This is a genomic window from Bacillus sp. 22446, from assembly GCF_052044955.1.
GTDB classification, from domain to species: Bacteria; Bacillota; Bacilli; order Bacillales; family Bacillaceae; genus Bacillus; species Bacillus altitudinis.
Genome location: NZ_JBQEOD010000022.1, coordinates 1 through 756, shown reverse-complemented (window position 1 = coordinate 756; position 756 = coordinate 1). Strand labels below are relative to the sequence as shown.

At 55.2% G+C, this 756-nt stretch carries 1 rRNA gene; it reads right to left on the bottom strand.

Going from position 1 to position 756, the window contains the following annotated elements:
• A 16S ribosomal RNA gene (locus ACTJJD_RS19305) occupies nt 1–756 on the bottom strand; the annotation flags it as partial.

Here is a 756-nt window from a genome sequence, read left to right as displayed (position 1 = left end):
GGGCCCCCGTCAATTCCTTTGAGTTTCAGTCTTGCGACCGTACTCCCCAGGCGGAGTGCTTAATGCGTTAGCTGCAGCACTAAGGGGCGGAAACCCCCTAACACTTAGCACTCATCGTTTACGGCGTGGACTACCAGGGTATCTAATCCTGTTCGCTCCCCACGCTTTCGCTCCTCAGCGTCAGTTACAGACCAGAGAGTCGCCTTCGCCACTGGTGTTCCTCCACATCTCTACGCATTTCACCGCTACACGTGGAATTCCACTCTCCTCTTCTGCACTCAAGTTTCCCAGTTTCCAATGACCCTCCCCGGTTGAGCCGGGGGCTTTCACATCAGACTTAAGAAACCGCCTGCGAGCCCTTTACGCCCAATAATTCCGGACAACGCTTGCCACCTACGTATTACCGCGGCTGCTGGCACGTAGTTAGCCGTGGCTTTCTGGTTAGGTACCGTCAAGGTGCAAGCAGTTACTCTTGCACTTGTTCTTCCCTAACAACAGAGCTTTACGATCCGAAAACCTTCATCACTCACGCGGCGTTGCTCCGTCAGACTTTCGTCCATTGCGGAAGATTCCCTACTGCTGCCTCCCGTAGGAGTCTGGGCCGTGTCTCAGTCCCAGTGTGGCCGATCACCCTCTCAGGTCGGCTACGCATCGTCGCCTTGGTGAGCCGTTACCTCACCAACTAGCTAATGCGCCGCGGGTCCATCTGTAAGTGACAGCCGAAACCGTCTTTCATCCTTGAACCATGCGGTTCAA